Here is a 433-nt window from a genome sequence, read left to right as displayed (position 1 = left end):
GGCAGCAGGTTTTGCCGGTTTCACCGGAGTCGGACGAACGCTTTGTTTCGGTTCGGATGCTGCCTTGTTTGTATCGTCGGTAGCATCGACTTCGATTTCAGTGCCTTGAGGCAATACCACATCTTTAGCAGGAGCCGGTTTTGGCATGACTTTTGGTTTGCTGTAAGCATCCGTGCCGCTGGTCCATGCCAAAGATTTTAAAGGCGATTTGAGTTTTACGCCTTTGGCGCAGGTCAGACAGTTTGCCGCTCCGGTGCGTCCTTTCAGGATTGCATCCACACGCGCGGCTGGAATGGTTTTACCGTGCGCTTTTGCCCAAGCGGCAATGCTTTTTTTCAGGGCAGCCGTATCAAGGTTTTTCTTGTCGTAGGGGTCACGATAGGCAGCCAGCCACAAGTTTTGGTTGGCATCTTCGTTCAGGCTCGCCATTTGG

1 pseudogene is annotated in these 433 nt (G+C 52.4%); it reads right to left on the bottom strand.

The features are described from left to right. A pseudogene (locus ACTHS3_RS17035) lies at positions 1-433 on the bottom strand (L,D-transpeptidase); the annotation flags it as partial.

This window comes from Neisseria sp. P0009.S007 (assembly GCF_051962515.1).
Note: the sequence above shows the minus strand (reverse complement) of the source record. Positions and strands in the feature narration are given on the sequence as shown.